This window comes from Euryhalocaulis caribicus (assembly GCF_000412185.1).
Taxonomy (GTDB): domain Bacteria; phylum Pseudomonadota; class Alphaproteobacteria; order Caulobacterales; family Maricaulaceae; genus Euryhalocaulis; species Euryhalocaulis caribicus.
The window spans coordinates 223,072-245,456 of sequence record NZ_ASJA01000001.1 but is presented as its reverse complement, the minus strand read 5'-3'; the positions used below and the strand labels follow the sequence as shown (position 1 = coordinate 245,456).

Genomic DNA, 22,385 nt, shown 5'->3' with positions numbered 1-22,385 from the left:
TGGCGCTCCCCGCGCCATCCCATGAATTTGGCGCGCAGATTGGCTGACGATTCAGGCCCGGTCAATAAAACGTGCGGCGCTAACTGTGTGGAAACACTCGGTGTCCACACTGGCGGGGAATTTCATCAATTTGAATGAATAACGCGGCCCATGACCGATCCGAACGAACTTGCCGGAGAAATTGTCCGTGAAGTCCTGGTGGACGCTTCGCCGGCTATTCTGATCGCGGAACAGAAGGGCGCGGACCGGAATATCGTCGACGCCAACGATGTATTTCTCGATTTGCTGGGCTATGAGCTGCCGGACCTCAAGGGCCGTTCTCCGCGGAGCCTGCTTTGCCCGGCGGAAAATGACTACCAGCAGGTGGAAAGCCTGAATCACCGCCTGGAGACGTTCGGCGTTTGCGAAGGCGTTCTTTCCGTACGCTCGGCGGAAGGCCCCGCCCTTCCCATGAGCGTGCAGATAATGTCCCGGGCAGAGCCGGGCGGCGTTCAGACACTGGTCTATCTCTGCCGCCCGACAGACTCGCCCGAGTTTGATTTCAAGAAGACCCTTTATGATAACGGTCTGCTGTCGCGGGCTGAAAAGGTGACCAATGCCGGCGCATGGAAAATTTCCGTCGCCGATCGCGGACTGTCCTACTCCGATAACCTGCTGGCCCTGATCGGCGCTTCCCCGGAAGACAATATCCAGAATCTGGCGCCGCGCTGCGTTTCCCCCGCTACGCTCAGACGCATCTGGCGGGCGGCATGGCGGTGCGAATATCAGGGCGTTCCGTTCGAACTGGATTTCGACTTCAAGCGGAAAGACGGCGAACAGCGCACGGGGCGGATTTCCGGTCAGCCCGATACCTATTATCTGGAGCAATCGACCGGCGTGGTCGGGGTTCTTCTCGACACTACCGAAGTTTCGCGCGCGCGTCAGAAAGGCGAGGACGCGGAGGCCGAGCACCGTGATACGATGGAACTGGTGGAGGTTGGCCTCTTCACGCGGGAGATCAAGACGGGCGACGTGCGCCTCAACCGGCTTGCCGCCGAAATCATCGGCCTCGATCAGGAATCGCGTTTCCTGACCACCGCGGAGCTCTCGGCCCTGGTTCACGCTGACGATCTTGCGGATCTGGAGGCGAATTTCCGCCGCCGCTGCAAGTCTGACGAGACGCTGGAAAGCCAGGTGAGGATTCGCGGCAAGGATGGCGAATATCGCTGGTTCTCGGTGCGCTCCCGCGGTGTGCTGGAAGCTGACGGCTCGGTCGTGCTGTCCCGGGGAACCATTGCCAATATCGATCACGTCAAGAATACCGAGACCGCGCTCAACGCGCTTCAGACACAGTTCCAGAAGGCCATATCGGCAACCGGGGTCGGCATCGTTCATCTGGCGGACGGCGTGTGCCAGTGCTCGCGTGAAGTCGCCATCATGCTGCAAATGGGCGACGAGGCTTTCGAGGTCGACAAGAATATCTGGCGGGCGCGAATACACCCCGACGACCAGGAAACGGCCAAGGCGCCATTCCGGGGACAGGACGGCCTGTCCATCGGCGATCTGGTCACTACGCAGTACCGGATGCGCCGCGACAGCGGCGACTATATCTGGATTGAATCCCGGATGGAGGTGGATGCTCTTGCGCCCGATGGCGCGATTTCCGGGTTTAGCGGCGTGGTCATTGATATCGATGAACGCGTCCAGGCGGAAATTGAGTTCAGACGCCTGCAAATGAAGCTGGACGTAGGCGTGCGGTCCGCCCGGATCGGCCTCTTCGAAATCGATCACGAGAGCCGCGCGGTGAACTTCTCGACAGAGATCGCGCAAATCCTTGGCAGGCCGGCCGAGGCCTTCACGGAGTCCATCGACTGGTGGATCGAGCAAATCCATCCCGATGACCGCGAACATGTTCATGCGTCCGGACGCCGCCACTATGAAGCGGCTGAGCCGTTCTGTATCGAATACCGGCTGAAACGGTCCGACGGAGAATATGTCTGGGTCGAAGCCCGTTCGACCTTCGAAAAGGACAAGAATGGCAAACCGGTCCTGTTGCAGGGCGCGTTGATATCCATTGATGAGCGCAAGACCACGGAACTGGCGCTTAAACGCCTGGAAGCCCTGTTCGATATCGCCGCGAAATCCGCCAAAGTGGGCGTCTATGAAGGCGATCTGGGCGTGGGCAAAACCGCTTACTCCGCCTCTGTCGCGCGGATTCTGGGACTTCCTGAAAAGAATTTGATCCAGCCCAAATCATGGTGGCGGGAGCGCGTGCATCCCGACGACCTTCAGACCTATGACGAATACGCCAGGCTGCGCGAAGAAACCGACGGGCAGGTCACGCTGGACCACCGCGTCCGGCGCGAGGATGGAAGCTATATCTGGGTCGAGGCCCGCACGACGCTTCATGTCAGCGAAACCGGGGAAAAGCCGCATATTGTCGGGGCCATACTGGATATCGACGACCGCAAACGCGCCGAGCTTCAGTTGAATGAGCTCAGCGAACGGTTCGACTGGGCCCGCGCCGCAGCGCGCGTGGGGCTGTGGAGCTGGAACGCGGAGACCGACGAGGCCATCTGGTCCCCGGAATGCGTTGAGCTGCTTAAACTGCCGCCGGGAACGGCGTTCGAGCTAAAAACCGTCATGGATCATGCGCATCCGGACGACAAGGATCAGGCGTGGGCGGTCATCAAGAACGTCATGCTCAATGGCGAAGACACGTTCACCAGCCGATTCCGCTATGTTGCGCCGGACGGGGAAATTCTCTGGCTAGAAACCATTGGCCGCGCGACCCATGCCCAGACCGGGCCCGTCTCCATTTTCGGCTCGCTCCGTGATGTCACGCATGAGGCGGAACGGGCCCTTGCCCTTGAACATGCGCGCGACGCAGCGGAGGAGGCCGCGGCGGCAAAGGCGAGCTTCCTGGCCACGATGAGTCACGAAATCCGGACTCCGCTCAATGCCGTAATCGGCATGACCAGCCTTCTGATGCGGACGGACTTGCAGCCTTCGCAACGCGAATACGCGGAAACCGCCAACACCGCCGGCGAACACCTGCTGTGCCTCGTCAATGACGTGCTGGACCTCACCAAACTCGAAGCCGACCGGGTGGAGCTGGATTCCACGGCATTCGATCTTTGTGAGGAAATCCACCGGGTCGCCGCCATGATGCGTCCGGTCGCCCGGGAAAAATCCCTGGATCTGATGCTCAGTCTCGGCGGCGGTCTGGCGGGTTCCTATGAGGGCGATCCCGCGCGCCTTCGTCAGATCCTGCTGAACCTCATCGGGAATGCGGTGAAATTCACCGAAGCGGGCGAGATCCGCATCGCGGCCGCGAAAACCATGGAAGACCGCATTCGTATTTCGGTCTCCGACACGGGTATCGGCATTTCGGAAAAGGCCCAGCGGCGTCTATTCGACGACTTTGTCCAGGCCGACGCAGGCATCAATCGGCGCTATGGCGGCACGGGACTGGGCCTGTCGATCTGCCGCCGTCTCGTCGGCCTTATGGACGGCGAAATCGGGGTGGAAAGCCAGCCCGGCGCGGGATCCGTTTTCTGGTTCGAACTGCCGCTGAAAGAAATATCGGATCATCGGTCCGACAACGCCGATGATATCGCGTCCGCCACGGACGGGCTGCGGATTCTTGCGGCCGACGATAACGCCGCGAACCGCCTGCTCCTGGAAACCATACTCCATCAATTTGGATGCGACGCCACGGTGGTCGAGGATGGCCGCCAGGCGGCCGATGCCGCCGCCGGAACAGCGTTCGACATTCTTATACTCGATGTCGAAATGCCCAATCTGGACGGCATCGGCGCGGTCGCCGAGATCCGGTCGCGGCAAGGGCCGAACAGCCGGAAGCCCATTCTGGCCCTGACCGCCCATTCGGGGCGGCGCAGCGAATTGATCCGCGCCGGGTTTGACGACGCGCTCAGCAAGCCTTTTTCTGCCACTGCGCTGGCGGCGCTTCTGATGAAGCTTTCCGGCGCCGGTGAAACGGAAGACGCCTACAGCCAACACAGGGAAACCTCTATCATGTCCGATCACGCCGCCGCCCCACTGGTCAATCAATCCACGCTTGAGCCGCTCCTGAAAGCGGCCGGGCCGGATGTGGTGCGCTCGATCATCGACGCTTTCTGTGAACAGGCGGACGGGCTGGTCGATGCGATCGAAAACGCCGTCTCATCGGCCGATCAGGATCAGATCCGCAAGACCTCTCATGAACTGAAAGGCTGTGCGGCGAATGTCGGGGCTGGCCGCGTCAGCGCCATTGCCTCGGACATGGAACACAAACCGGCGGCCGAGGCCGCCCAGATGATGCCTGAGTTGAAAGAAGCGATGGCGGAAACCCGCCCGGCCTTGAAAGACTTCGTCCGGGACGCCGCCTGAAAAGCTCAGACAAACGACCTTGAACGGTCCAGCTCACGTCCGCGATTGAGGTGCGCGGACAGGGCGATGCCGAAGCCGGCCATGACCGTGATGATCACCGTGCCCCCGTAGGAAATCAGCGGCAACGGCACTCCGACCACCGGCGCCAGGCCCGTCACCATCGCGATATTGATGAAGACGTAGGAGACGAACGTCGCGGCAATACCCGCCACAGCGAGCCGCGAGAACTGGTTCCGGCAGGACGTGGCGATCATGATAAGACGCGCCGAGACCAGCGCGTAAAGGATCAGCACGAACAGACAGCCCATCAGGCCGAACTCCTCACCCAGCATGGTGAAGATGAAGTCGGTGTGCTTTTCGGGCAGGAAGTCGAGCTGCGCTTGCGTTCCCTCCATATACCCCTTGCCCCATACGCCGCCGGAACCCAGCGCGATCTTGGACTGGAGGATCTGGTAGCCCTCCCCCATCGGGTCGGCTTCCGGATTGAGGAAGGTGAAGATGCGCTGCCGCTGATAGTCCTGCAGGCCGAACGTATAGAATAGCGGCGCGCCGACCGCCGCGGCGCCAGCCCCGAAAATGATGATCCACCAGTTCAGGCCGGCCATGAACACGATAACCACGCCGGTAAGCGCCAGCAGCACCGCCGTGCCGAGATCAGGTTGCCGCAGGATAAGCAGGACTGGCGCGCCGATCAGGATGGCCGGCGGTATCAGCCCCAGAAACCCGCTGGCCCTGTCCGACGAAAGGCCGTGATAATATCGCGCCAGAGCCAGAACGAGCGCAATCTTCATCAATTCCGAAGGCTGCACGCGGATCGGCCCGATCTCCAGCCAGCGTTCGGCGCCCATGGCCGCGGAGCCGAAGAACTCCACCCCGAGCAACAGCACCATGACGCCCGCCCAGGCCGGGTAGGCAATCGCCATCCATATCCGGATATCGATCAGGGCCGCGATCATCATCAGACCCACGCCCAGCGAGAAGCGGATGGCGTGGCGAACCGCCCAGGGCGACCAGTCGCCCTCCGCGACGGAATAGAGCATCCCGACGCCGATGCCGCCCAGCAGCATCAGAAGCGCAACCAGCGTCCAGTCGAAATTGTGAAGAAAGGCCAGCACGCCGCGCGGGCGGGATGACCCCATGAAGACCGAACTCATGTATCCCGCTCCGGCGTATCCGCGGCGGCGACAGCCGTCGGGTCGCGTCCTGCCTCGCGTTCAAAACAGGCCCGCAAAATATCGCGGGCTCTCGGGCCGGCGTTACTGGACCCGCCGACGCCGTGCTCGACCACGACCGCAACCGCGTAACGGGGGTCTTCATAGGGCGCGAAGCACACAAACAGCGCGTGGTCGCGGTATTTCCACGGCACCTGATCGCCCTTCAGCACGCCTGTGGCGCGTTCAGACAGGCTGATACGGCGAACCTGACCCGTGCCGGACTTACCGGCCATCAGCATGTCGCCATATTCAAAACCGCCGCCCAGCGCGTAATAGGCCGTGCCGCCCGGCTGTTCGCAAACCGACATCATCGCCTCGCGAACCAGCGCAAAGGATTCATCGTTATAGTTGAGATGAGCAAAGGCACCGGGGGAGCCATCCGTCACAACCCGGGGCGTGACAGCGCGGCCCGTCGCCAGCCTGGCGGTCATGACGGCCAGCTGCAGGGGCGAGGTGGAAAGATAACCCTGTCCGATGCCTGCAATCAGGGTTTCGCCGCCCTGCCAGCGCTCTCCGAACCGGGCCAGCTTCCAGGCCTCGTCCGGCACCGTGCCCGATTGCACGCCGGGAACCGAGATATCGAATTTCTCGCCCAGACCGAACTCGCGCGCGGTCTCGGCAATCTTCTCGATGCCCAGCCTGCGCGCGGCCTCGTAATAATAGATGTCACAGGAATGCTGGATGGCGCCCGCCATATCCAGCGCGCCGTGCCCCCCGCGTTTCCAGCAGTGGAAGGGGTGGTTGCCAAGCCGTATGCGGCCTGAACAGAACACCCGCTCGCCGGGGTCCATGACGCCGTGCCTTTGCGCGGCCAGCGCGACCAGAAGCTTGAAGGTGGAAGCCGGGGGATAAAGCCCGCCAACGGCCTTCTTGAACAAGGGCTGGCGCTCATCAGCCCGCAGCGCGTCATATTCCTTCTGGCTCATGCCCTTGGCGAACGAATTGGGGTCGTAGCTAGGCACGGAAGCCAGCGCCAGAATGTCGCCGTTCCGCACATCCATGGCGACCGCGCTCGCCGCCTCGTCCTCCATGCGCTGAGCCGCATATTGTTGAAGCTTGAGGTCCAGCGTCAGGCGAATGTCGTCGCCCGGCGCGGGCTGGGTCTTGGGGTCTGGCAGTTCGCGCACCACGCGGCCATAGGCGTCCACCTCCACCTTCAGCGCGCCGGCTTCGCCGCGCAGCCGCTCGTCCAGGCTGAGCTCCAGCCCATCCCGCCCGATGCGGAATCCGGGGTGACGCAGCAAGGGATCGTTGCCGGCCACTTCCTCGCTGGCCTTGCCGACATAGCCGGTCGTATGAGCCAGGATCGGGCCGTGGGGATAATAGCGGACCTCCCCCACCACCGGCAGGATGCCGGGAAGGTCCGGCGCATGGACATTCAGGCGCGCGAATGTCTCCCAATCCAGATTTTCGGCAATGGTGACGGGCCGGAAGGACGGATTGCGCTGCACTTCGCGCAGAATACGCTGACGCTGACCGTCCGAAATCTCGATATGCGCGGACAGGCGATCTATCGCCTCTTCCACGCCGCCTGTCTGGTCCGGGACCATCAGGACATTATAGGCGTCCTGATTATCGGCCAGCACTTCACCGTTCCGGTCCAGAATCCGGCCGCGGCTGGGCGTGAGAAGGCGGAAATTGAACTGGTTGTCCTCGGACAGGGTCCGGTAACGCTCGGTCTGGCTGATCTGCAGGGAGACCAGACGCGCACCGAGGCCCGTAAAAATCAGGCCGCCGCCGCCCGCCAGAATGAAGGAGCGGCGTGAAAACGTCGTTTCGCGATCATTGCGTTTCACAAAGCGCCCCTCCGCAGTCCGACGCGCCCGGCGATAAAGGCCAGAAGCGACTCCAGAGGAATATAGATGATCAAGGTGGTCAAAGCATGAAGCGCCATGCCGGGCAGCGGCGCGCCGCCGCTAACCCCGGCAGCGCCCAGCGCGATCGACGCGACCAGGATCATGAACACGAGAGACAATGCAAAATAACCCAGACGCTTGGGCCAGGGCTGGCTGTCCGCCATCGGCCGGGTGACGCGCGCGGCCAGCGACAGGCCGGTCAGCGACAGCGCCCAGAGGCCAATCGGACCGCCCGTTATCAGATCCGCCAGAAGCCCCGCCCCGAAGCAGAGAAGCGGCGGCATCATGCTGGGGCGTCTGTGCGTCCAGAAATAGATGACGCAGGCGTGCAGCCAGGGCTCGGCGACCGGTCCGAAGGGGCGCGGCGCCGCCGCCAGAAATATCGCCAGACCAAGCGTAATCAGAACCGCGACGACAGCCGAGGGACCCGCGCGTGAAACTTCGACAAAGCGCGCGCTCTTCATCCGCCCTGCCCCGCCTGCTGAGCATTGGCGGCGCCGGTTCCCGCGGTTTCCCCCTGCTCCTCCTCGGCGGCCGCTTCGGCCTCCACGCTTTCCGCCGCCGCCTCGCCGGCCAGACGCGCCGCTTCGGCGCGGGCTTCGCGCTCGGCGGACTCAATCAGCCGTTCCGATTGCGGTACGGGGTTTTCCTCAGGAGTCATGATGGGGTCATATGGATAGACCCAGACCATATCGACCGGGTCGCCGGAGGAGTAGAGCCGCACGCGCCAGGCGTCGCCGGACGCGGGCGCGGCTTGTCCAACCGGCAGCCCGCGGGGCAGCAATCCGCCATCGCCCGAGGTGACGATGCGTTCGTCCTCTTCCAGAACCGCGTCGCGATTAACGAACTCAAGGCGCGGGGCGGACGAATTATCGCCCGTCAGAAGGGCGCGCGCCTCGCCATCCTCGGTCATCACCGGAATCCGGCTGTTCAAATCCGTCAGCAGCAGCACGCGCGCTGAGTTATGGCCCACGACAACCACCCGTCCCACCAGTCCGCGCTCGGTCAGAACCGGATGCCCTTCGCGGACGCCCCGGTCCCAGCCCGCATCAATCAGGCGGGCATGGACGAACGGGCCGCTGGCGTCTGCGACGGACCACGCGCCGATGGGATCGGCCGCGTCCACGCCGGGGATGTCCAGAATGGATTCATAGGCGCGCACCTTGTCGCGCAGCGACAGGGCCAGATCGCGCCACTGATTGAGTTGGGCGATCTCCTGCCGCAGCTCCCGGTTTTCGTCGACGGCCGCCCAGTAATCGGACGCGCCGCCGAAGATCGACCGCAGGCCCCGGATCGGCGCCGACACGGCGCTCATCACCGGCGCGGCCCAATCGCCCGTATGCGCACGGATGTCATCAAGAACGGAAGGACGGCTACCGGGCCGGTCCAGGACAAGCAGCAGCAACGCGGCCACCGCGACAAGCGCGTAGACCGCCGTCGTCCAGCCCCGCCGGCTTCTCCATTCGCTGCTTTCGACCACAGGCCTCCACCCTCTTAAATCATGATAGAGGGCCTAGACCGGCGAGGCGAGAAGCCCTCTCAGTTTCGGGTTTTCAAGAACCTTGCCGCAACCGATCACCACGCAGGAAAGCGGGTCGTCGGCGATGGCGACCGGCAGGCCGGTGCGCTCGCGGATCGCGGTGTCGAGATTGCGCAGAAGCGCCCCGCCGCCGGTCAGCATGATGCCCTTGTCGACGATATCGGCCGCCAGCTCCGGCGGCGTCGATTCCAGCGCGATCTTCACGGCGTCCACGATCTGCTCCACCGGCTCGGCCAGCGCCTCGGCGATCATGCGTTCGGTGACGTCGATCTCGCGCGGCACGCCCTGCATCAGGTCGCGTCCCTTCACGTCCAGGCTCAGGCCATCGCCTTTCTCCGGCTCGGTCGCCGTGCCGATCTCGTGCTTGATGCGCTCTGCGGTCGTCTCGCCGATCAGAAGATTCTCGGCGCGGCGGATATAGTTGATGATGGCTTCATCCATCATATCCCCGCCCACGCGCACGGATCGCGCATAGACAATGCCTTGCAGCGACAGGACGGCCACTTCGGTGGTGCCGCCGCCGATATCGACCACCATGGAGCCCGACGGCTCATCAATCGGCAGGCCGGCGCCCAGCGCCGCGGCGACCGGTTCCTCGATCAGGTGCGCCTTGCGCGCGCCCGCGGCCAGCGCCGATTCGTGGATCGCGCGGCGCTCGACGGCGGTGGCGCCGGAGGGCACGCAGATCACGATCTGCGGCGAGACGAATGTCCGCCGGTTATGCACTTTCTGGATGAAGTGCTTGATCATTTCCTCGGCGACTTCGAAGTCGGCGATGACGCCGTCGCGCATCGGCCGGATCGCCTGAATATTGCCGGGCGTGCGGCCCAGCATCATCTTGGCGTCCTGTCCCACGGCGAGAACGCGCTTGCGGCCATTCTCAGTTTGAAACGCTACAACCGAGGGCTCGTTGAGCACGATGGACCGTCCCTTGGCATAGACCAGCGTGTTCGCCGTGCCGAGGTCGATCGCAATGTCAGCCGACATGAAACCGAAAAGATTGGAAAACATGGAATCGTCCGTGTGAGGAGGAATTGAGCGTTATTGCGCGGGCAAGCTGCGGATTTCAAGCGCTGGGGTCATGGGTTTTCGCATGCCGGGCCTCCCGACGCTTGAGAAAATTTCGCCCCCAGAGCATCAGCGCGATCCATAACGCCGCGGCCAGAACCACCATCAGGCCGGCGCGCCAGTCCGCCTGAGACAGCAATTCCATCAGCCCCCGCCCGGCGAAGGCGACCAGCGCCGTCTTCGGAATAATGCCGATTCCCGTGCCCGCTGCGAACCGCCAGTAAAGCGAATGCGTCACGCCCAGCGCCATGTTTACCACGATGAACGGCGCCGACGGCACCACACGCACGGTCAGCGCGGTCCAGAAGCCGTTGCGGCCGACAAAGCGCGATATCCGGTTCACCGCCGATCCGGCATAGCGCCGCACGACCCGCCCGCCGACCAGCTTGCCCAGCCAGAAATCGACGCTGGCCGACACCATCGTGGCGATCCATGCGTAGAAGAATCCGGTCAATGGACCGAACGCCACTACGGTTACCGCAATCAGGACAAACTGAGGCACGCCCGCAAAGGCGAGCCCGGTAAAGGCCAGAATCGTCCACAGCAGGCCCCAGCGGCTTTGTGCGACGCCGTCGAACCAGTCCTGCAGCGCCCGCTCGCTATCCAGGCTCAACCCGTAACGGCCGGCGACGAAAATCGCCGCCACCGCCGCGAACAGGCCCAGAGAAACAAGGACGGCGCGCTGGGCGCGCACGTCCATGTTGTTGATATAGGCGAGCAGCTTTTGCACCGGTGATCAGGCGTCTTCGGCGGCGATCTTCATCAGCCGCGTCCGCGTCAGGGCCAGCAAAGCCATCTGCCGGTCCACCAGTTCCAGCAAGACCCGGGCTTCAGCCGCGGAGACTTCGCCGGGGGTTTCGCTCAACTCGCTCAGTGATTCGATCAGCGCGGAAAGGGTTTGTGCGTTCGACCGGCTGGCCTCGCCCGCGATTGCGTACCAGTCGTGATCGCTGTCGATCTCGATGGGCAGGAAAGCCCCGCTGGCGAGCCCCGCCAGATGTTCCGCCGCCGCGCGGGCGCCCGTTTCCTGCGTCAGCTTTGCGACGCGGGCATAGGACAGATCGTTTTTCGAATCCGGGTCCGTGAAGGCGTAGACGCGCGTGCTGGACAGATCGAGCATCTCCATGACGGACTTGGCTCCGCCGGACTGTTCGAACAGACGCGAAACGACGGCTTTCACGTTTTCATAGTCGCGCGGCTTGAATGGACGATAGGACATAGACGGTTGGCGCTTCCCCGGTCAGACGGCTTGCGCCGCAAATTCTTTCTCACGCCGCAATATTGCGCGGCCATACTCACCGAAAGCGCGGGCGGGCGGCAAAATCAAGTCTCCCCGGCCTCTTCTTTGCGCGCCGCGCGGCCCGCCGCCTCTATCGGATGCGCCTGATTGGCGGCGCGGCGCTCCATCACCGCAGGGCGTCCGGATTCCGTCTCTTCCACCCAGTCAGCGGCAAAGCGGCCCGATTTTATGTCTTTCAGAATCGCCTGCATCTCGGCGCGCATGGCCTCATTCGCCAGGCGCGGACCCGTACGGTAGGCGCCAAATTCAGCGGTGTCCGATACGGCCTCATACATGCCCGCCAGCCCTTTTGCGGCGATCAGGTCGCTGATCAGCTTGATCTCCTGAACCACGTCAAAATAGGCCATTTCCGGCGACACGCCGCCATCGACCAGGGTTTCGAAAGCCATGCGCATCATTGCGGGCACGCCGCCGCAAAGCGAGACCTGCTCGCCGAACAGATCGCTGACCGCTTCCTCCTCGAAGCTCGTCCCGATCAGCCGCGCATCGGGGCCGACAATGGCGCGCGCATAGGCTTGCGCGGTTTGCGTTGCGCGGCCAGAGGCATCCTGATGCACGCCCCAGCTACAGGCTTCGCGATAGCGCATATTCGCGCCCGCCCCTTTGGGCGAGACCAACATGACGTCGCTGTCTGCGGGCGGCGTTACGTGCCCGAAATGCACGGAAAATCCGTGCGCGAAAATCAGACCGGCGCCGGGTTTGAGACGCGGCGCAATCACCTCGCGCCACAGCGCGCCCTGCACCTCATCGGGGACCAGAAAAACCAGCAGATCGGCGTTCTGCGCAGCTGTATCCAGCGGCACGACCGGCGCGCCGATCCGGGCGGCGGACGCGCGGTTCGATGAATTTTCCCGCAGCGCGACATCCACCTGCAGCCCGGCCGCGTTGAGGTTCATCGCCTGCCCGCGCCCCTGATTTCCCAATCCAATCAGGGTTATTCGCTTCTCCCGCAGGGCCGCCATCGCATCGCCTGTCATTCGGCTTCTCCTTGCTCCAGCGCCCGGATCAGAGACTCCTCGGCGTTGCTGGCCAGCGGGTCAAGCCGCGGCCAGTCGCCGGTCTGATTGCGAAACCATGTGCGCTGGCGTTTGGCGTATTGGCGCGTTTCGATGGTCAATCTTTCCGCCGTTTGATCACGATCAATTTCCGCGTCAATCAGCCTTGAAATCGTTCGCACGCCCAGCGCCTTCATCACCGGCCTGTCATCGGCGAGGCCGCGCGCCCGCAATACGCGGACTTCCTCAACCGCGCCCGATTGCAACATCGCCTCCGACCGTGCGGCGATGCGCGCGTTCAGCGCATCACGGTCGGGCATCAGCACCGCGCCCCGCCAGCCATCAGGAGCCAGCGCCGGCGTCGTATCCGCCTGAAGCCGGGAAAGCGGCATGCCGGTTCCGGCCGCCACCTCGACAATACGCAGAAGCCGTTGCGTATCGGCCGCTTCGACCTTTGCCACCGCGTCCGGGTCCAGTTCATGCGCCCGCCGGGCCAGAGCCTCGACGCCATGATCTTCCAGATATTGCCGCGCCTCGCTTCGCGCCGCGTCGCCCGGATCCGGCGTCTCCGCCAGGCCATCCGTCAGGGCTTTGAAATAAAGTCCGGTGCCGCCGACCACCAGTGGGACGCGTCCCCGGTCCTGAATGTCGCGGATGACCAGCATTGCCTCATCCAGCCAGCGGCCCGCCGAATAGGCTTCCGGCCCGCCCACATGGCCAAACAGGTGATGGGGAACGCCTTCTTGTTCATCGGGCGGCGGGCGGGCGCTGAGAACCGCCAGATCCGCATAGACCTGCATTGAATCGGCGTTGACGATCTCTCCGCCGATACGGCGGGCCACAGACACCGCCAGACGCGTCTTGCCGCTGGCGGTGGGGCCGGCGATCAGGAGCGCGCGCGGCGCGGCCATGACTAGCCGTTATTCTGCGGCGGCTTGACCGTTTTCAGGGACAAATCGCCCCGGCGGTTCACCAGGATGGGGATGGGCCGCCCGGACCCGTCATCAGCGGCGGAAACGCGGGCTTTCACCTGGCTGATCGTATCGACCGGCTCCCACGCCACCTCCTCGATCACGTCGCCCGCGCGCATTTTGCCGGCGGCGTCGCTATCGCTGTCGACGTCAACGATCAGCACGCCCTTCACGTCATTGGCGATATTGTATTTGCGGCGGTCCGCCGTGGTCAGCGGCGCCAGCGTCAGACCCAGAACCTTTTCACCGCTCGCCGCGGGACGGCTGGAACCGCCCGCTGTGGCGACCTCTGACTCCAGACGCTCCACCTTGACCTGCGCAGTGCGGCGTTCGCCTTCGCGGATATATTCGACGCGCGCGCTCTTGCCGATTTTGGTTTCCGCGACGATGCGCGACAGCAGGCGCGATTCCCGAACCGCGCGGCCGTCAAAGGACAGCACCAGATCGCCGCGCTCCAGCCCCGCCTTCTCCGCCGGACTGTCTTCGGTGATGCTGGTGATCAGCGCGCCGCGCGGCGTATCAAGACCATAGGCCTCAGCCACGTCCTCATTCACCGCCTGCACGCGCACGCCCAGCCAGCCGCGCCGGGTCTCGCCAAATTCCAGAAGCTGCGCCACCACTGGCTCGGCCAGGGCCGCCGGGATGGAGAAACTGATGCCGACATTGGCGCCGGTCGGCGACAGGATCGCCGTATTCACGCCAATGACGTCGCCATTCATGTCGAACAGCGGACCGCCGGAATTGCCCCGATTGATCGCCGCATCCGTCTGGATGAAGTCGTCATAGGCGCCGGCGTTGATGTTACGGTTGCGCGCGGAAATGATGCCGGCCGTCACCGTGCCGCCAAGACCGAACGGATTGCCGATCGCCACCACCCAGTCGCCCACTTCGGCGTCACTGGAGTCGCCCCATTTGACCGTCGGCAGGGGAGACGGCGGGTCAACGCGGAGCACGGCCAGATCGGTCGCCGGATCGCGGCCGATCACCTCGGCGTGCAGGCTGCTGCCGTCGATGAAATTAACGGTGACATCGTCCGCGCCCTCGATCACGTGATTGTTCGTGACGATCACGCCGTCCGCGTCGATCACGAAACCGGAGCCAAGAGAATTGGAAATCCGGTCGCCGCCCGGACCGCCAAAGAATTCGTTGAACCGCTCAAGCGGAGACCCCGGAGGAAATTCCGGCAGGCCGCCTTCGAACTGGACCGTCTGGGCGGTGGAAATATTGACCACGGCCGGCGACAGTTCACGCGACAGTTCCGCGAAACCGTCCGGCGCAGGGTGTACGCCGGCGAAGGCTGGAACCAGGGCCGCAATCGCAAGGGCCGCCGCTGCTGCAATGCGTTTCATCACCTGAAAACCTCAAGAACCATTTCGTGCCGCGCCAGCCAGATAATACCGATTCCCGCCGCCAGCGCGACGATTCCGGCGATCCGTAACCGTTCCGCCGGACTTTCCGCGATATCGCGGATCATGCGCGTCATCGGGCCGGGAAACAGCGCATAGGCGGCGCCCTCAAGCGCCAGCGCGAAACCCAGCCCGAAGACGATGTCTGTCCAGCCTATTGCCGGCCTCCCTGGTCGCCGAAGTAGCGGAAGAAGTCAGATTGAGGCGACAGGACAAGCTGAGTGCCCTCCTCGATCGACTTCTCGTACGCCTGGAGAGACCGGTAGAAGGCGAAGAACTCCGGGTCGCGATTATACGCGTCGGCATAGATCGCGTTCCTCTGGGCGTCGCCCTCACCCTTGATGACCTCGGCCTGTTCCCGCGCTTCGGCGAGGATGACGGTGCGGGTCTTGTCCGCCTCGGCGCGGATTTCTCGCGAACGCTGTTCGCCCTCGGCGCGGATTTCCGCCGCGCGCTGCTCGCGCTCGGTCTGCATCCGCGTATAGACGCGCTCCGCGTTCTGCTGCGGCAGATCCGCCTGACGGATTTTCACGTCCGTGATCGCAACGCCAAGGGAGTCTTCCGTCGCCTGGTCGTTCATGTCGGCGCGAATCTGTTCCATCAGATCAGCGCGCTGGCCGGAGATGATGTCGCCCGATTCAACCGAACCCAGAACGCGGCGAAGACTGGCTTCCATGTATTCCTGAAGCTGCAACTCCGCCCGGTCGACATTCTGCACCGCCTGATAGAACAACAGCGGATCCGTAATGCGGTAGCGCGCGAATGCGTCCACCACCAGCCGCTCCTGATCGTTCGCGATGACTTCCAGCTCAGGCATGTCCAGCTCAAGCAGCTTGCGAGAGAAAATCACCGCGCGGTCGATGAACGGCGCCTTGAACTTCAGGCCCGGGTCTTCCTCTTCGGCGGTCCAGGCGTTTTCAACGCCAACGGTTTCACCGAAGCGCAGCACCAGCGCCTGGCTGTACTGGTTCACCACGAACATCGATGAAACGACCAGCAGAAGGCCGCCTGCGATGACGACAATCAGAGCTATCGAAATAAAACGGCTCATTGCTGGCCTCCCTGATCGGCGCGGTTACGGTTGAGTTCGTTCAGCGGCAGGTAAGGCACGACGCCCTCCGCCGTTTCGCCATCGATCACGATCTTGTCGGCTTTCTGCATCACCCGCTCCAGGGTCTCCAGATACATGCGCTGGCGCGTCACTTCCGGGGCCTGCTGATACTCTGAGAGGACGGCGGTGAAGCGCTGCGCCTGACCGCTCGAGTCGGCGACCACCTGCTCGCGATAGGCCTCGGCCTCCTGAACGATCTGGGACGCCGTACCCCGCGCTTCCGGAACGATCTGGTTCCGGTAGGCCGTGGCGCGGTTGATGATCGTCTCCGCGTCCTGCGCCGCGTTCACGACGTCGCGGAAGGATTCGATCACCCGCTCTGGCGGATCAGCCTTTTGCAGCTGCACCTGACGAACCTGAATGCCCGCGCCATATTCATCCAGCGTCGCCTGCATAAGCTGCCGGGCGTCCTGTTCCACCACCTGACGGCCGCGCGTGATGATCGGCTCAAGCTGGTTGTTGCCAACGACCTCGCGCATCGCGCTTTCGGCCACGGCCTTTACCGTGCCTTCCGGGTCCTCGACATTGAACAGGAAATCCCTCGCGTCATTGATCACCCAGAAAACCGAGAAATCGATATCCACGATATTCTCGTCCTGCGTCAGCATCAGGCTTTCGGCGGAGATGTCGCGCGGTTCACCGCGCGCATCTTCATAGCCGATATTCACGCGCTGCACGCGCGTGACCTCGGGGGTGAAGGCGCGTTCGATGGGCCAGGGAAAGTGATACTGAATGCCGGGCTGGGTCGTATCGGAGTATTTACCGAAGCGAAGCTCCACGCCCTGCTCCTGCGGCTGAACGAAATAAACGCCCGTAAGACCCCAGGCGACCAGCGCCACGACAATGAACACAACCACGGCCAGGCCGCCGCCCTTGCCGCCGCCAAAGCCCTTGAAGCGTTCGCGCGCATCGCGGAACGCCTTGTCAAAATCCGGCGGGCGTTGACCGCCGCCTCCGCCGCCGGAGCCGCCGCCGCGCGGGCCTTGCCCCCACGGATTCTTGCCGCCGCTGCCGCCGCCGCTCGATCCCCAGGGGCCGCCCCCGTTATTCGCGTTGTCATTCCAAGGCATGCGCGAACCTTCCCTCCGCCTTCCGGCATAGCTTCTTCAATTAAGGTATGTGGCCGGTTGAGCGCTTTGGATCAAGCGGGCGGCCTGTGCGTTGTTGGGGTCAGATACTGTTTTGTTCAAACCCGATCAGGATGATTTCATGAAAAACCCGCTCCGTGAATATGACGACACCACCCTTTTCGCGGCCGGCGCCGCCGGAGCGCTCGTCCTGGCCGCCCTCACCGCCGATTACGCGTGGGTGCGGACAAAGCCGGACGAGACCAAGCGCGCCTACCGTAAACGCGCGGGCAAGACCACAGCCATCGCGTTCGGCCTGGCCGGGGCGTTCGGCGCCGGGCTGGCGATTGCGCTGTTCGGCCCCAAAGCCATTGGTGAAAAAAGTTGGGGCGGCGCGTTACATGCGCTGGAGGACAGCCTTTCCGACACGCTTGATTCGCTGAACGACACCGCAAAGTCGCTGCGCAAGAAAATCTAGCGCGTGCGGTCCAGCGTCCGCAGGATGAAGGCGTAATCGTCGCGCGGCCCCGCCGCGCTGCGTTCGCGCGCCACCTCGACCCAGTCCTCGCCGAGTTCAGGGAATACCGCATCTCCCTCTATCTCGGCGGCGACCTCGGTCAGATAGACCCGGTCCGCTTGCGGCAGGGCGAGGCGGTAAAGCGCCTCGCCGCCAATCACCATTGCTTCTCCGGCGCCGGTCTCCTCCGCCAGCATCCGGCCGCGCGAGGCCATGGCGTCGAAATCATGGAATATTTCAGCGCCTTCCGCCTCGTATCCCTCATCGCGGGTCAGCACGAGGCAAGGCCGGCCAGGCAAAGGCCGGAATTTCGGCGGCAGCGAGTCCCACGTCTTGCGGCCCATCAGACAGGGTTTTCCCATCGTGGTTTGCTTGAAATAGGCCATGTCCGAGGCCAGCCGCCACGGCAACTCCCCGTCCCGACCTATCACGCCGTTTGAAGCGCGGGCGGCGATCAGGGCGAGCCGGACGCTCATACCGCCACCTGCGCCTTGATGTGCGGATGGGGGTCGTAATCCTTCAGCGTGAAATCCTCATACTCGAAATCGAAGATGTCGCGCTTGTCCGGATTGATCTCCATGCGCGGCAAGGGACGCGGCGCGCGCGTCAGCTGCAGCTCGGCCTGCTCGACATGGTTCAGGTAAAGATGGGCGTCGCCGAATGTGTGCACGAAATCGCCCGGCCGGTTCCCGGTCGCCTGCGCCATCATCATCGTCAGCAGCGCGTAGGAAGCGATATTGAACGGCACGCCCAGAAAGATGTCCGCGCTGCGCTGATAAAGCTGGCAGGACAGCCGCCCGTCCGCGACATGAAACTGGAACAGGCAGTGACAGGGCGGCAAAGCCATGTCATCCACGTCCGCCGGGTTCCAGGCCGAAACGATCAGGCGCCGTGAATTAGGATTTTCCCGTATCTGTCTGGTTACATTGGAAATCTGGTCAATCACGCTGCCATCCGGGGCGGCCCAGCTGCGCCACTGCTTGCCATAGACCGGGCCCAGCTCGCCATCCTCGGCGGCCCACTCGTCCCAGATTTTCACGCCGCGCTCCTGCAGCCAGCGAACATTGGTATCGCCGCGCAGGAACCACAGCAGCTCATAGATGATCGATTTGAGGTGAAGCTTCTTGGTGGTGAGCATCGGGAAGCCATCCGACAAATCGAACCGCATCTGACGGCCGAAGACCCCCCGCGTGCCAACGCCGGTGCGGTCGCCGCGCTCGACGCCGTTTTCCAGAACGTCCTCAAGCAGATCCAGATACTGACGCATGCCCTCTCGCCTCTTGTCCTTCCTCGTCGCATGATGGCCGAGTCGGCCTAGCCTACCGAATAAGTAAGGGCTTGGGGGGAGCATATGTCACGTCTTCTGAAAATCCTGATCGGCATTCTGGTGCTGCTGGCAATCGCCGCCATCATCGCTTTCGCGATATTGCCCGCCGCGGTGGAACGTAGCCAGAACAAGACGTTAGACCATGAACCTTATGTCATCTCGGATGAGGCGGCGGCGATCCAGGATTCGCTGCGTCTGGCGGATCTGCACACCGATACGATGTTGTGGAAGCGCGATTTTCTGAAGCGCGGCGAGCGCGGTCATGTGGACCTGCCCCGGCTGCAGGACTCCAATTCGGCCGTGCAGGTTTTCGCCGCGGTGACCAAGAGTCCCTCCGGCCTGAACTATGAAGAGAACACCGCTGAGAGCGACGACCTGGACCTTCTGGTGAAGGTTCAGCTCTGGCCGCCGCGCACCTGGAACAGCCTGCTGGAGCGCGCGGTCTATCAATCCGAGAAGCTTCATCACTTCGCCGAAGACTCTGATGGCGCGCTTCGCGTGGTCCGCACCGCCGCCGAGTTCGACGCCGCTCTTTCCGCCGGCGCGCTGGCTGGCATTCTCGCCACCGAGGGCGCGCATCCGCTGGAAGGCGACATCGCCAATCTGGACCGGCTGTGGACCGCCGGATACCGCATCATCGGCCTCCAGCATTTCTTCGATAACGCGCTGGGCGGCTCGCTTCACGGCGTCACCAATGCCGGGCTGACCGATTTCGGACAGGAAGCCGTCCGCGCCATCGAGGAAAAAGGCCTGATCATCGACCTCGCCCACTCCTCCGAAGCGGTGGTCGAGGACGTGCTGGCCATTAGCAACGCGCCGCTGATCGTCTCCCACACCGGGCTGAAAGGCGCCTGCGACACGCCCCGCAACATCCGGGACGAACTGATGGTGGAAATCGCCCGCCGCGGCGGGTTGATCGGAATTGGCTACTGGGACGCGGCAGTCTGCGATGTCTCGCCGGACGGCATTGCGCAATCCATCCGCTACGCCGCCGACCTGCTGGGCGTGGAGCATGTCGCTTATGGTTCTGACTATGACGGCGCGGTTACCGTGATCATGGACTCCGGCGAACGCGCCGCCCTCACCGACGCCCTCCTCGCCCAGGGCTTCACCCCCCGCGAAATTCGCCTGATCGCCGGCGAAAACGTGATCCGCTTCATGCGCGAGAATTTGCCGGACTGACCCAGAATGAGCGCCCCAACGACCGGCCTTGAAAAATGCGCCAATTGCGGCGCTGAACTGGCCTCGCGCTATTGCCCCGAATGTGGCCAGTCCCGCGAGGAACTGAAGCGGCCGATCCTTGGTCTTGTGAGCGATGCGCTGGACGGAGCCCTGAGCTGGGACGGGCGTTTTCTCGTGACCCTGAAGACCCTTTTTACCCGCACTGGCGGCCTTGGGCGGGCTTATATGGAAGGGGAGCGCGCCAAGTTCACTTCTCCTATCCGGCTTTATCTCATTATCAGCCTCCTGTTCTTCCTGCTGATGTCAGCATTGGATTTTCGGGTGCTGGCCGTTCAGTTCCCGGAGTCCCTCTCCGCTGAGGCGGGGCAGGAGGCGACGGACTCTCCAGTGACAGTTACCGTTTTCCGCCGGGGGCAGCCTGCAGAAGGCATGACCCTTTCGGATGAAGAATGGCGGCAGGCCACGGAGGAAATCCACGCTCAGGTCAAATCGGAATGGGGCGCGCGAATGGCGATAGCCGCGCTGCGCGACCCTGCCAGCGTTGAAAGGGCGGCAGCGGCGGCAGCGGCTCAGGCCATGGTGCTCATGCTTGCCGCTTTTGCTCTGATTAACTTGGCGCTGCATCCGCGCCGGAAAATCGTCGAACACGTCGTTCACAGCCTGTATTTTCATTCCGCTTTCCTGATAGGCCTTGGCGTGGCTTTTGCCGCGAGCGTATGGCTCGGGCGCTGGCCGCCAACGGCGATTGGTCTGGCCCTGATTTCCGCGATGTTTTTCCTTTATGGACTCTATGCGTTCGACAGGGGGTTTTATCACTCCAGCCGAATAGGCGCGGCGCTGCGCGTGCTTCCCATCGCAATAGCTTATTCTCTGGCTGCCGTGGGCGCGTCTCTGGGTTTGCTGTTCGTGGCCGCGTTCCAGTAACCCACTTCAAATTAACCTCTATCGCCCCTATATTCATGCTGTTCGCTTCGGCGGACTATGGCGATAAACGCGCACGCAATAAGCGGTCTGGACCCGGGTGCGATTCCCGGCGGCTCCACCAAAGACCCTTCGGAGTGAAGAACCCTTTGCCGGAGGGCCTTTGACGGGGCCGAATTAGGATCGACAGACGTGTAAAGGTGTTGCTTTTGCCCGGACGGTGCTCCGTTAAAAGCCCGTTTTTGATAGTTGCGAATGACAACTATGCTGAAGAGGTTGCTCTCGCTGCGTAATGCGGCGCGAGTATCTCGCATCTAAGCCCTGATCTGTTAGCTGGATCAGGCGGGGCCCGGGGGCGCCTGGCAACAGAAGCCCCCATTTCTCCCTTAACGATATCAGCCAATCACCGCGCATCCGTATTGACTGCGCCCCGCTCACGGTTAGGTTTTCTACCTGTCTGGATCAGGGGGGATCGACGGGTTGTCTACGGACCACATGCGGTATGACGTCATGGCGCGCGAGGCGCTCCGCGGCGTTGTGAAGAAAGCCTTGAAGCGGATCGCCCGCGAGGGCGGCCTTCCGGGCGAGCACCACTTCTATGTCACTTTCCAGACCCAGGCGCCCGGCGTCGATATCGATCCGGAGCTTGTCGCCTCCTACCCCGAAGAAATCACCATCGTGCTGGAGCACCAGTATTGGGAGCTGTCAGCCAATGAGGATTCCTTCGAAGTGACGCTGAAATTCGGCGGCGTGCCGAAATATCTCTGCGTCCCCTATGCGGCCATCACCAAGTTCTACGATCCCAGCGTCCGCTTTGCGCTGCAATTCGACGCGGATACGCCCGCCGCCGACGCCGCCAAGAAATCCGGCGCGATCAAGCGCGGCCCCGGGCCGAAATCCGACAGGAAGAAAGCCGCCGAAGACAAGGCGGAAACCGCCGAACATACCGGCGGCGACAATGGCGGCGATGTCGTGTCGCTGGACGCCTTCCGCCGCAAATAGGCTAGGCCCGCGGGCTGGCCCGCACCCACAGACGCGGCCGGTCGCCGCTGATTTTCTCGACTGTCAGCTTCGTCACCTGCACATCGTCCCGGAACGCCGCGCCTGTCAGCGCATCCAGGATTGCCTTTGCGACATTGTCCACGTCATGCTTGCCGCGCGTTTCGTCCGGCTGGATGATCAGGATTTCCACCTGGTAGTCGCCGAAGACAGGCCGGGCGGCGCGAAACTCTTTCCGGAAAAATTCGCGGACCAGCGGCTTGAAGCGCCGCGTCTGGGTGGTCAGGGCGTCAATGCGCAGGACCAGCGAATCCCCCGCATGGCCAGCCCGCACCTTGCCGCGCCCCTTTAGTTCCGTTTCTTCCAGTTCGCCCGGCTCCATGCCCGCCATCCCTGCTGGCCGCCCGTCGGCGCGGCTGTCTGGCGAGAAACGATAGCGCAAAGGCTGGCGATCCCAAGCCGCGTCCTTATGTCGTTGGAGAAACCACGCAGTTCCAGCGCCGGGGATTGATCACCCCACGCCCTCGGGGCATGAGAACG

Annotated in this window: 21 protein-coding genes and 1 other RNA gene; 6 read left to right on the top strand and 16 right to left on the bottom strand. The window is 63.2% G+C overall.

The features are described 5' to 3' along the window. Nucleotides 1-150 precede the first annotated feature (150 nt). A complete protein-coding gene (locus L338_RS16130; protein ID WP_022696530.1) occupies nt 151-4,371 on the top strand; it encodes a PAS domain-containing protein in 4,221 nt (1,406 codons plus the stop codon). Between the two features lie 5 nt (nt 4,372-4,376). Here the strand turns inward: L338_RS16130 and rodA are convergent, their stop codons facing one another. The 13 genes from rodA to hflK all read right to left on the bottom strand — a co-directional run bounded on the left by rodA (nt 4,377) and on the right by hflK (nt 16,902). Further along, on the bottom strand, nt 4,377-5,525 hold the full coding sequence (gene rodA, locus L338_RS01185; protein WP_022696529.1) for a rod shape-determining protein RodA: 1,149 nt from the start codon (nt 5,523-5,525) through the stop codon (nt 4,377-4,379). Then, nucleotides 5,522-7,381, bottom strand: coding sequence for a penicillin-binding protein 2 (gene mrdA / locus L338_RS01180; protein WP_022696528.1), 1,860 nt, complete (start codon nt 7,379-7,381; stop codon nt 5,522-5,524). The genes rodA and mrdA overlap by 4 nt, the downstream gene beginning before the upstream one ends. Continuing rightward, on the bottom strand, nt 7,378-7,905 hold the full coding sequence (locus tag L338_RS16125) for a hypothetical protein (protein WP_022696527.1): 528 nt from the start codon (nt 7,903-7,905) through the stop codon (nt 7,378-7,380). The genes mrdA and L338_RS16125 overlap by 4 nt, the downstream gene beginning before the upstream one ends. Then, nucleotides 7,902-8,921 carry a rod shape-determining protein MreC gene (locus L338_RS01170; RefSeq protein WP_022696526.1) on the bottom strand — a complete coding sequence of 340 codons (1,020 nt, stop codon included), beginning with the start codon at nt 8,919-8,921 and terminating at the stop codon, nt 7,902-7,904. The genes L338_RS16125 and L338_RS01170 overlap by 4 nt, the downstream gene beginning before the upstream one ends. A 33-nt stretch (nt 8,922-8,954) precedes the next feature. Then, nucleotides 8,955-9,992 carry a rod shape-determining protein gene (locus L338_RS01165; RefSeq protein ID WP_022696525.1) on the bottom strand — a complete coding sequence of 346 codons (1,038 nt, stop codon included), beginning with the start codon at nt 9,990-9,992 and terminating at the stop codon, nt 8,955-8,957. 55 nt (nt 9,993-10,047) lie between these two features. Further along, nucleotides 10,048-10,779, bottom strand: a complete 732-nt coding sequence (locus L338_RS01160) for a TVP38/TMEM64 family protein (RefSeq protein WP_022696524.1) — start codon at nt 10,777-10,779, stop codon at nt 10,048-10,050. Between the two features lie 6 nt (nt 10,780-10,785). Further along, the gene (locus L338_RS01155) at nt 10,786-11,268 is read right to left on the bottom strand and encodes a hypothetical protein (RefSeq protein ID WP_022696523.1); all 483 of its coding nucleotides are present in this window, start codon (nt 11,266-11,268) and stop codon (nt 10,786-10,788) included. 104 nt (nt 11,269-11,372) lie between these two features. Then, nucleotides 11,373-12,326, bottom strand: coding sequence for a ketol-acid reductoisomerase (gene ilvC / locus L338_RS01150; RefSeq protein WP_022696522.1), 954 nt, complete (start codon nt 12,324-12,326; stop codon nt 11,373-11,375). Next, complete coding sequence (miaA, locus tag L338_RS01145) at nt 12,323-13,255, bottom strand: tRNA (adenosine(37)-N6)-dimethylallyltransferase MiaA (RefSeq protein WP_022696521.1); 933 nt, start codon at nt 13,253-13,255, stop codon at nt 12,323-12,325. Before miaA ends, ilvC begins: the two co-directional genes overlap by 4 nt. 2 nt (nt 13,256-13,257) lie before the next feature. After that, complete coding sequence (locus L338_RS01140) at nt 13,258-14,664, bottom strand: Do family serine endopeptidase (protein WP_022696520.1); 1,407 nt, start codon at nt 14,662-14,664, stop codon at nt 13,258-13,260. Further along, entirely contained in the window at nt 14,664-14,852 is a 189-nt protein-coding gene (locus L338_RS17860) for a DUF2065 domain-containing protein (RefSeq protein ID WP_277813409.1), read from the bottom strand. Before L338_RS17860 ends, L338_RS01140 begins: the two co-directional genes overlap by 1 nt. 23 nt (nt 14,853-14,875) lie before the next feature. Further along, a complete protein-coding gene (gene hflC / locus L338_RS01130) occupies nt 14,876-15,772 on the bottom strand; it encodes a protease modulator HflC (RefSeq protein ID WP_022696518.1) in 897 nt (298 codons plus the stop codon). After that, entirely contained in the window at nt 15,769-16,902 is a 1,134-nt protein-coding gene (gene hflK / locus L338_RS01125) for an FtsH protease activity modulator HflK (protein ID WP_022696517.1), read from the bottom strand. Before hflK ends, hflC begins: the two co-directional genes overlap by 4 nt. A gap of 139 nt (nt 16,903-17,041) precedes the next feature. Between hflK and L338_RS01120 the strand changes: the two genes are divergently transcribed. Further along, the gene (locus L338_RS01120; protein WP_152485775.1) at nt 17,042-17,377 is read left to right on the top strand and encodes a hypothetical protein; all 336 of its coding nucleotides are present in this window, start codon (nt 17,042-17,044) and stop codon (nt 17,375-17,377) included. On the opposite strand, the gene L338_RS01115 is transcribed toward L338_RS01120, so the two are convergent. Then, on the bottom strand, nt 17,374-17,892 hold the full coding sequence (locus L338_RS01115; RefSeq protein ID WP_022696515.1) for a dihydrofolate reductase: 519 nt from the start codon (nt 17,890-17,892) through the stop codon (nt 17,374-17,376). The two genes, L338_RS01120 and L338_RS01115, sit on opposite strands and share 4 nt — an antisense overlap. Further along, the gene (locus L338_RS01110) at nt 17,889-18,683 is read right to left on the bottom strand and encodes a thymidylate synthase (RefSeq protein ID WP_022696514.1); all 795 of its coding nucleotides are present in this window, start codon (nt 18,681-18,683) and stop codon (nt 17,889-17,891) included. The genes L338_RS01115 and L338_RS01110 overlap by 4 nt, the downstream gene beginning before the upstream one ends. An 84-nt stretch (nt 18,684-18,767) precedes the next feature. On the opposite strand from L338_RS01110, the gene L338_RS01105 reads away from it, so the two are divergent. From L338_RS01105 to L338_RS01095, 4 genes are all read left to right on the top strand, one after another. Next, nucleotides 18,768-19,925 carry a dipeptidase gene (locus L338_RS01105; RefSeq protein WP_022696513.1) on the top strand — a complete coding sequence of 386 codons (1,158 nt, stop codon included), beginning with the start codon at nt 18,768-18,770 and terminating at the stop codon, nt 19,923-19,925. A 6-nt stretch (nt 19,926-19,931) separates the two neighbouring features. Then, nucleotides 19,932-20,849: a DUF3667 domain-containing protein gene (locus tag L338_RS01100; protein ID WP_022696512.1), complete on the top strand. Its 918-nt coding sequence runs from the start codon at nt 19,932-19,934 to the stop codon at nt 20,847-20,849. A gap of 1 nt (nt 20,850) precedes the next feature. Beyond that, nucleotides 20,851-21,226: a transfer-messenger RNA gene (gene ssrA / locus L338_RS16850) on the top strand. Between the two features lie 100 nt (nt 21,227-21,326). Next, a complete protein-coding gene (locus tag L338_RS01095; protein ID WP_022696511.1) occupies nt 21,327-21,848 on the top strand; it encodes an SspB family protein in 522 nt (173 codons plus the stop codon). A 1-nt stretch (nt 21,849) separates the two neighbouring features. Here L338_RS01095 and L338_RS01090 read toward each other — a convergent pair whose 3' ends face one another. Next, nucleotides 21,850-22,287 (bottom strand): RusA family crossover junction endodeoxyribonuclease, encoded by a 438-nt coding sequence (locus L338_RS01090; protein ID WP_241762220.1) that lies wholly within the window; start codon nt 22,285-22,287, stop codon nt 21,850-21,852. Between the last annotated feature and the right edge of the window lie 98 nt (nt 22,288-22,385).